Origin of the sequence: Paracidovorax sp. MALMAid1276 (genome assembly GCF_049198005.1) — a bacterium.
In the GTDB taxonomy this organism is placed as follows: Bacteria; Pseudomonadota; Gammaproteobacteria; order Burkholderiales; family Burkholderiaceae_C; genus Acidovorax.
Genome location: NZ_JBMIRS010000172.1, coordinates 1 through 7,598 on the forward strand (window position 1 = coordinate 1; position 7,598 = coordinate 7,598).

The 7,598-nt window shown below is 70.3% G+C and carries 7 protein-coding genes; 4 read left to right on the plus strand and 3 right to left on the minus strand.

What is annotated here, in order from left to right:
• Positions 1-70 precede the first annotated feature (70 nt).
• Positions 71-610, plus strand: a complete 540-nt coding sequence (locus ACOQFS_RS11795) for a DUF924 family protein (protein WP_421563054.1) — start codon at positions 71-73, stop codon at positions 608-610.
• A 66-nt stretch (positions 611-676) separates the two neighbouring features.
• Here ACOQFS_RS11795 and ACOQFS_RS11800 read toward each other — a convergent pair whose 3' ends face one another.
• A complete protein-coding gene (locus ACOQFS_RS11800; RefSeq protein WP_421563055.1) occupies positions 677-1,612 on the minus strand; it encodes a succinylglutamate desuccinylase in 936 nt (311 codons plus the stop codon).
• 146 nt (positions 1,613-1,758) lie between these two features.
• Between ACOQFS_RS11800 and ACOQFS_RS11805 the strand changes: the two genes are divergently transcribed.
• Positions 1,759-3,429, plus strand: a complete 1,671-nt coding sequence (locus tag ACOQFS_RS11805; RefSeq protein WP_421563056.1) for a hypothetical protein — start codon at positions 1,759-1,761, stop codon at positions 3,427-3,429.
• Between the two features lie 132 nt (positions 3,430-3,561).
• Here the strand turns inward: ACOQFS_RS11805 and soxR are convergent, their stop codons facing one another.
• A complete protein-coding gene (soxR, locus tag ACOQFS_RS11810; RefSeq protein ID WP_421563057.1) occupies positions 3,562-4,056 on the minus strand; it encodes a redox-sensitive transcriptional activator SoxR in 495 nt (164 codons plus the stop codon).
• A gap of 126 nt (positions 4,057-4,182) precedes the next feature.
• Between soxR and ACOQFS_RS11815 the strand changes: the two genes are divergently transcribed.
• Entirely contained in the window at positions 4,183-4,626 is a 444-nt protein-coding gene (locus tag ACOQFS_RS11815; RefSeq protein ID WP_421563058.1) for a RidA family protein, read from the plus strand.
• 151 nt (positions 4,627-4,777) lie between these two features.
• On the opposite strand, the gene ACOQFS_RS11820 is transcribed toward ACOQFS_RS11815, so the two are convergent.
• On the minus strand, positions 4,778-7,072 hold the full coding sequence (locus ACOQFS_RS11820) for a putative bifunctional diguanylate cyclase/phosphodiesterase (RefSeq protein WP_421563059.1): 2,295 nt from the start codon (positions 7,070-7,072) through the stop codon (positions 4,778-4,780).
• A 113-nt stretch (positions 7,073-7,185) separates the two neighbouring features.
• Between ACOQFS_RS11820 and ACOQFS_RS11825 the strand changes: the two genes are divergently transcribed.
• A complete protein-coding gene (locus ACOQFS_RS11825; protein WP_421563060.1) occupies positions 7,186-7,359 on the plus strand; it encodes a hypothetical protein in 174 nt (57 codons plus the stop codon).
• The last annotated feature ends 239 nt before the right edge of the window (positions 7,360-7,598 follow it).

Genomic DNA, 7,598 nt, shown 5'->3' on the forward strand with positions numbered 1-7,598 from the left:
ATCCACTCATACCGATTGCACTCCAATGCGATCTTCAAAAAGACATTGAACAGGCTCTTGGAGAATGCCCATGCAGTTCGACGACGTGCTTCATTTCTGGTTTGACCAGCTCACCCCGCAGCAGCACTTTGTGCAGGACGACGCCGTGGACTCGCTGATACGCCAGCGTTTTGCCGCCACCTGGCAGGCGGCGCGCCAGTGCGAGCTGTCAGCATGGCGCGCATCGGCCGACGGGCGGCTGGCCGAAATCATTGTGCTCGACCAGTTCTCGCGCAACCTGCACCGGGGCTCACCGCTCGCTTTCGCGCAGGATTCCACCGCGCTCGCACTGGCGCAGGAGCTGGTGGCCGGCCAGCACGACCGCGCCCTGCCACCGGTGCGCCGCGCCTTCGCCTACCTGCCCTACATGCACAGCGAATCGCCCGCCATCCACGAGCAGGCCATGGTGCTGTTCGACCAGCCGGGGCTGGAGCACAACCTGGGCTTCGAGGTGCAGCACCGCGACATCATTGCGCGGTTTGGCCGCTACCCACACCGCAACGCCGTGCTGGGGCGCACATCGACGCCGGAAGAGGCCGAGTTCCTCCAGCAGCCCGGCTCTTCGTTCTGACGCCGCTGCGGCGCGAGGCGCTTTGCGCGACGCAGTGCGCCCCAACGTGCCTCAGCCCGGCGACGTTCACACCGGTCGGGTCAGGTACACCGCCTCGCGGCCCACGATGGGCTCGCGCGTGGGCATGAGGATGGTGCAGTCGTCGCACAGCGCGCGGATCTCGTGCGGCCCGTCGGTGGCAATGAGCTCGCCCTGCGCAAACGCCTCGAAGCCCTGCAGGGCGCGCGTGAAGCGAAAGTCCGGCGTGCGCACCATGCAGGTTTCCAGCAGCTCGTAGCGCTGTTGCGGGCCGGGCGCGGGCCGGCCTGCCACGGGGTCGATGAGCCCGAAATGCGCCAGAAAATCCAGCGCCACCGCGGTGGCCACGTCGGCGGCCGACTGGCGGAAGTGCTGGCCGCACTCCACCACCAGCCCCACGCCCTGGCCGTCAGCATCGCCATGGCGCCCGTGCTGGATCAGCGGCGTGCCCGACCCGAGGCCGCTGGGCATCACCAGATGCACCGGCGGCCGGCCCAGGGCCATGGCCACTGCGGCATTGCGCGGGTAGGCGGGGTAGACCCAGAAGGGCTGCACGTCCTGGCTGGTGGAGTGGATGTCGAGGATGTGGTCGGCTGCGGCCACCACAGGGCGCAGCACGCGCGCGCGGTCCAGCTCGGGGCTGGCGGCGGTGCCGTCCAGCTCGCGGGCCGACCACACCCGGTTGAGGTTGTGCACCAGCTGGCGGTTTTCGTACGGCCGCGCGGGGTCAAACGATTCATAGGCCGCCACATTGGCGAAGCTGATGGTCAGGGTGCCCACCCGCGGGCGCACGCCGGAGTCCAGCAGGTGCGTGGCGGCCACCATGCCGCAGATCTCGTTGCCATGGGTCAGGGCATTGATGAGCACGTGCGGGCCGGGCTTGCCGGATTCGAACCGGTGCACATAGTCGATGCCGACATTGCCCTGGCGGTAGGCCGAGAGGTCACGCGGCAGGACTTCGAAAACGGGGGGGTTCTGGGACATGGCGGGCAATTGGTAAGACAACACATCATTGTCGGCCCAAAACCCATGCGCCGACCCACGCACCAAACCATGCCCCACCCCCACGCCCGGACGGCGCGGGGGTACGATGCCCCGTCAGACCGTCCACCCTTGCCCCTTACCCCCTCATGCCCGCCGCCTCACTGTGCACCCTGGCCGATGTGGCCCACCGGATCCCCGCAGACTGCGCGATCGCAGGGCGCCTGGCGCAGGACCCGCAGGCGCTGGCGGCTGCAACGGTGCTCTGGGTGCGTGGCGACGTGCACTGGCTCGCGCTGCATCTGGACGCCCCCCTGGCCGACGGCAGCCCGCTGCGCCACTGGCGGGACGCGATGCTCGGCCCGCCGGATGGCGCCGCGTGGCCGAGTTCGCCGTTCCTGATCCTGATCGACGGTGGGCTGCAGATCGACGGTGCCCTGACCAGCGACGGCACCGACACCGCCACCCACCTCATCGTCACCGGCGACGCGCGGATGGGCGATGCCGTGATCGGCGGGCCACGGGTGTGCATTGCGGGCGCGCTGCAGGTGGACGACCTGCTGTGGGCCCACGGCGGGTTGCCAGACCGCGCTGGCGGCCCGCAAATCCAAGGGGGGATGGACGCGTGCGGCGGCTTGGACGTGCGCGGCAGCCTGCAGGCCCGCGTGGCGCTGTTCACCGACGGGTGCGCCTTGCGCATCGACGGTGATGCGCGGGCGGAATTCTGGAGGGATGAGGTGCGCGGGGCCCGCCGCCCTGCGGAGTGCTCGAACGCAATGCTGCTGGGCGCCGTGCTGCGCGCCGAGTTCTGCAGCGGTGTGGACGCCGGTGAAGACGGCCTGGCGAAGGCGGTGGACCGCCCGGCCTTGGTGGCCGCGCTGAGGGCGGGCGGCAGCGCCGTGCACAGCAGTGCAGACATCCACGCCGCCTGGCCGGTGGCCCACGAGCTGTGCGCGGACAACGCCATCAGCGTGCCCAACATCCTGGCCCTGGTGCACACCCCGGTCATCGCACCCAAGGAGCGCGAGGCCCTTGGCTGGATGGGCCAGACCGACTTTTCGATCTGCCAGCGTCATGTGGACGCCGACGGCGACCCGCGTGAAGACAGCGTGTTCATCACCGTCTGGAAGACCTGGGACTTCTACCTGTCGGTGCAGCCCGTGCCCCCTCCGCAGGGTCTGCTGCAGCGGTTGGCGGCCGCCGTGCTGCGCCGCGAGGTGCCCACCACCCCGCAGCTCACCCTGCTGTATCGCCGATACAGCCAGGGCGAGGCGGGCACCTGGCAGGCGCTGGCCGCCGACGCCGACCCCGCAGCCTGGCAAGCCTGCGAGGCCGCCTGGCGCGACGTGCTCGGCTACGTGCGCACGGCCGTGGGCCAGCACCGCGCACGCTACCCGCTGCACCAGCGCCTGGTGGACACGCTCACGGCAGAGCGCATCGAGTCGTTCACCAGCCTGCCCGTGTTCACCGAGCAATACAACGACTGGTGGGACAGCGAGCGCAACGGCTGGTGGGAGGGCAATGTCTGGGTGGGCGCGCGCCAGCCCTGCATGCACAACGGCGAGCCCTGGGGCCGCGCGCTCAAACTCAGCTGGAAGAACGGCCAGGACGCGCCCGGCGACGACGAGGACAACGCCCACAGCGCCTACCAGATCACCGTGGACGAGGCCCGCACGGGCCCTGCGGCGGTCGAGTTCAGCTACGCGCAGCGCCAGAGCGACAGCCGCGCCCCGCTGCCGCGCGGCGCGGCCGACCACATCGCCCGCCTGCTGCGCCTGTACGGCGCGATGGAGGCGCGCATCCGCCAGCGGGCGGGGTAAAGACCACCCAGGCCGCCTCGCCCCCAAGTCTGCGCGAGGGAAGGCACCGGAGCGCAATGCATGGAACGGGTGAAACGCATGGAACGCAAGGACCGAACCGCGTGAACCCCGTGCAGCCCGAGACGCCGGCAGTCACGAACAGCCTGCAGCCTTGTCGCACGCCCCAAAGTGCGGCCCCGGCCCCTCCTGCGCGAGCGCGTCGTGGGCGTTGCGCAGAGGGCAGACCTTGAGCGACAGGCAGCCGCAGCCGATGCAGCCGTCGAGCTGGTCGCGCAGCGCGGTCAGCGTGCGGATGCGCTCGTCCAGGTCGGCGCGCCAGCGGGCGGACAGGCGGCGCCAGTCGGCCACCGTGGGGGTGCGGCCCGCGGGCAGGGCCTGCAGCGCCTCGGCAATGGCGGCCAGGGGCACACCCATGCGCTGCGCCACCTTGATCACCGCCACGCGGCGCAGCACCGATCGCGGGTAGCGGCGCTGGTTGCCGGCATTGCGCACGCTGGTCAGCAGGCCGCGCGACTCATAGAAGTGCAGCGCCGACACGGCGATGCCGCTGCGCTGCGCGACCTCGCCCACCGAGAGCTCGGCCGTCGGGTCCCAGGTTGTGTCGTCGGTGGGGGTGTGGTGCTTCATGCGGGCGTCCGGTGCTGCAGATCAAAAAGCAGGGGGAAGGGGTTGACCTCAACTTTACTTCAGGTTTGATACTGCACGTCGCCGAGTCCATCCTGCATCGGCACAACCCTTTGACCGAGACCTTTCATGCCATCCATCGTCGCGCAATTGCCTGCCCCTGCATCCACCACCGCACTCACCCACATCAACCCGCGCGGTCTGTACGACCCGGCGCCCAACGGCTATACCCATGTGGTGTCGGCCCCCGCGCAGGGCCGCGTGGTGTATGCCTCGGGCCAGGGGGGCGAAGACGCCTCGGGGGCTTTGCCGACCGACTTTGCGCAGCAGCTGGACCAGGCATTGGCCAACATGCGCACCGCGCTGGCCGCCGCCGGCGCCGGGGTGAACGACGTGGCCCGCCTGACCCTGCTCGTGGTGGACCACACCGAAGCCCGCCTGGCCCTGTGGACGGCCGCCGCAGAGCGCACCTGGCCTGACGGCCCCGCGCCCGCCTGCACGCTGATCCCCGTGCCCCGCCTGGCGCTGGACGGCATGCTGGTGGAGGTGCAGGCCACGGCCGTGGTGGTCTGAGCGGTGGTGGGGCGCCCCGGCTTCGACAGGCTCAGCCCGAACGGGCGGGGAAGTGCCCAACGAAGGGCTATCGCCACGCTATAAACAATATAGCTATAAACCCAATACCAGTATGCGCTGACGCCTGTTTTTACTCAAATCTCTGAGACCGCTATGCGCCCCGCCCTGGCGCCGCAGGGACCCAGCGCGCCAGCCACTCGTCCGCGGGTTCGGGGCGGCCGAAGAGGTAGCCCTGGTAGATGATGTCCGGTGCATGCCGGCGCAGGAAGTCTGCTTGCGCGCGGGACTCCACGCCCTCGGCCACCACGCGCAGCCCGAAGTGGCGGGCGACGGCCAGGATGCCCTCCACCAGCACGCCATCGTCGGCGTTGGTGGGGGCCTCGTGCACAAACGATCGGTCGATCTTCAGCTCCTGGATGGGCAGCCGCTTGAGGTAGGCCAGCGAGGAGTAGCCCGTGCCGAAGTCGTCCAGCGACATGTCCACGCCCAGCGCGGCCAGCTCGTGCATCTTGGCCACGGCGTCGTCGAAGTCGTCGATCACCAGGCCCTCGGTCACCTCCAGCGTCAGGAGCCGCGGGTCGGCCCCGCTGGCGGCGAGCAGGGCGCGCAGTTGCGGCACAAACCGCGCCTGCCGGAACTGGCGCGCGCTGAGGTTGACCGACAGCCGCAGGCGCTGCGCACTGAACGCGGGCTGGGCCAGCAGGCCGCACGCCTGCGCCAGCACCCAGTCGCCCAGCAGAACGATGAGGTCCGACTCTTCCGCGACCGGGATGAACATGCCTGGGGCCACGAGGCCGTCGCGCGGATGCTGCCAGCGCACCAGCGCCTCGGCCCCGGTCAGCTGGCCCTGCACGTCCACCTGCGACTGCAGGTACACGCGCAGCTCGCCCGCACCGACCGCGTGGCGCAGCTCGCGCTCCACCCGGAACCGCTGCTCGGCCGCCTCGCCCATGCCCTGCTCAAAAAACGCGGCGCGGCCGCCACCGGCCTGCTTGGCGCGGTGCAGGGCCGTGCCCGCGCGGCGCAACGCCTCGTGCGCCCCATCCCTGCCGCTTTGCGGATACAGGGTGATGCCCACGCTGGCGCCGATCTGCGCCTCCTCGGTCTCCGCGTCCAGCGCCAGGGGGCGGCGCAGTGCGGCCTGCAGCCGGTCGGCAAAGGCCAGCGCCTGCGCACCCGCCTGCGCCACGTCGATCCCCAGGGCCTGCAGCACCACCGCAAACTCGTCGCCCGCCACGCGCACGAGCAGGCCTTGGGGCGGCAGGATCTCGGTCAGGCGCAGCGCCACGGCGCACAGCAGCCGGTCGCCCATCTCGCTGCCGCGCGCATCGTTGAATGTGGTGAACCGGTCCAGGTCGAGCAGCAGCAGTGCGTGCTGGGCAGACGACACGCGGCCCGGGCGGGCCTGCAGCGCGGTGAGGCGCTCCACCAGCGTGACCCGGTTGGGCAGCCCGGTCAGGCTGTCGAAATGGGCCAGGCGGTGGATTTCTTCGGCCGCGCGCTTGCGCTCGGTGATGTCCTGCTTGAGCTCCACGAAATGGCTCACGCGCCCGTCGGGCTGGCGGATGGGCGCCACCACCACCGACTCGATCAGCGCCTGCCCGTCCTTGCGGTAGTTGATCTGCTCTCCGGCCCAGGTCTCGCCGCGCGCCAGCGTGCTGCGCACGCCCTCGCGCTGCGCGGGCGCCAGGCCGTTGCTGGAATAGGTGGCCGATGCCCCGCCCACCACCTCGGCGCGTTCGTAGCCCGTGCGGCGCACAAAGGCGTCGTTCACGTATTCGATGCCTTCGTGCAGGTCGGTGATGACGATGCTCTCGGGGCTTTGTTCCACCGCGCGCAGCAGCTTGCGCAGCGAGGCCTCGCTGGCGGCCAGTTCGGCAGCGGCCTGCTGCGCCTCTTGCACCCGGCTCATGTAATTGCGACGGGACAGCAGCGTGGCCGCGGCCGTGAGCACCAGGATGCCCGTCAGGTACACCGCCCCCGCCACCCGGTTGGGCGACGGCGCCGGCGTGAACAGGTCCATCACGTCGGCCCAGATGAAGGTGCCGAACAGCAGTGCCGTGATCCCCACCAGCCCGATGGTGGCACGCGCCCCCAGCAGCCAGCCGGACAGCACGATGAGCACCGGGTAGTTGAGCAAATTAGGCCCGTGCACCCCGCCGCTGCGCGCCGCCACCAGCGATGCCGACAGCCACACGCCCCACACCAGCACGTGGGCAGCGGCCTGCCAGCGGCCGCGGTGCGCCAGCCACAGCGCGACGCCGCCAACGCCGGCGGCGACCAGGTTCAGGGCCACCCGCAACTGCTGCACCGGGGCGTCGAACATCAGCAGCACCCCCACGGCGCTCGCGATCAGGACCACCGTCCAGCCCGCCACCCGCACCAGATGGCGCATGGTGGCGTCTTCGTGGTAAGGCGCCGAAGCGCCCGCAGAGGCTGTAGCCATGGTGGAAGACGGCGAAGGGTGGATGGGCACGAAGTTGCGGGGGATGGGAGCCGCATCGTAACCGCGCGCGCCAGGCTCTCAAACCTGCAAAACGCCAGCACGACCACCCCAGCATGATGCAGGTGTGCACGCAGTGCGGCGAGATCACCGAATGGCATGACGCCCCCCAGTTCGCCGCACTGAGTGCGCAAGTGGCGCGCTACCTGCCGGGCTTCGAGGCGCGGGGCCTGGAGATCAAGGGCCTGTGCGGGCGCTGCGGCGCTGCAGCGGCGCAGGGCGGCGGCTGAGAACCTGTTCGAAGAGCCTGTTCAATGTCTTTTTGGAGTCGCACAAGGTCCTTGCCGGGATGGGATGCCAGGCGCGGTGCGCAGTGGATAGCCCGGCTATCCACAAGCGCCGCAAACGCCGCAGACCGCCCGGCAAGGCACTTGCCCTTCGGGTTGGAGTGAAATCGGGCGGTTGAACGCACCGGCCGCTTGCATGGGCATGAGCCCATGCGGCGCACCCGGCGCATCCACTCATACCG

Excerpts from the sequence above, each read along its gene's own strand:
- ACOQFS_RS11795 (WP_421563054.1), top strand. The coding sequence starts at position 71 with ATGCAGTTCGACGACGTGCTTCATTTCTGGTTTGACCAGCTCACCCCG.
- ACOQFS_RS11800 (WP_421563055.1), bottom strand. The coding sequence starts at position 1,612 with ATGTCCCAGAACCCCCCCGTTTTCGAAGTCCTGCCGCGTGACCTCTCG.
- soxR (WP_421563057.1), bottom strand. The coding sequence starts at position 4,056 with ATGAAGCACCACACCCCCACCGACGACACAACCTGGGACCCGACGGCC.
- ACOQFS_RS11825 (WP_421563060.1), top strand. The coding sequence starts at position 7,186 with ATGATGCAGGTGTGCACGCAGTGCGGCGAGATCACCGAATGGCATGAC.
- ACOQFS_RS11820 (WP_421563059.1), bottom strand. The coding sequence starts at position 7,072 with ATGGCTACAGCCTCTGCGGGCGCTTCGGCGCCTTACCACGAAGACGCC.
- ACOQFS_RS11805 (WP_421563056.1), top strand. The coding sequence starts at position 1,759 with ATGCCCGCCGCCTCACTGTGCACCCTGGCCGATGTGGCCCACCGGATC.
- ACOQFS_RS11815 (WP_421563058.1), top strand. The coding sequence starts at position 4,183 with ATGCCATCCATCGTCGCGCAATTGCCTGCCCCTGCATCCACCACCGCA.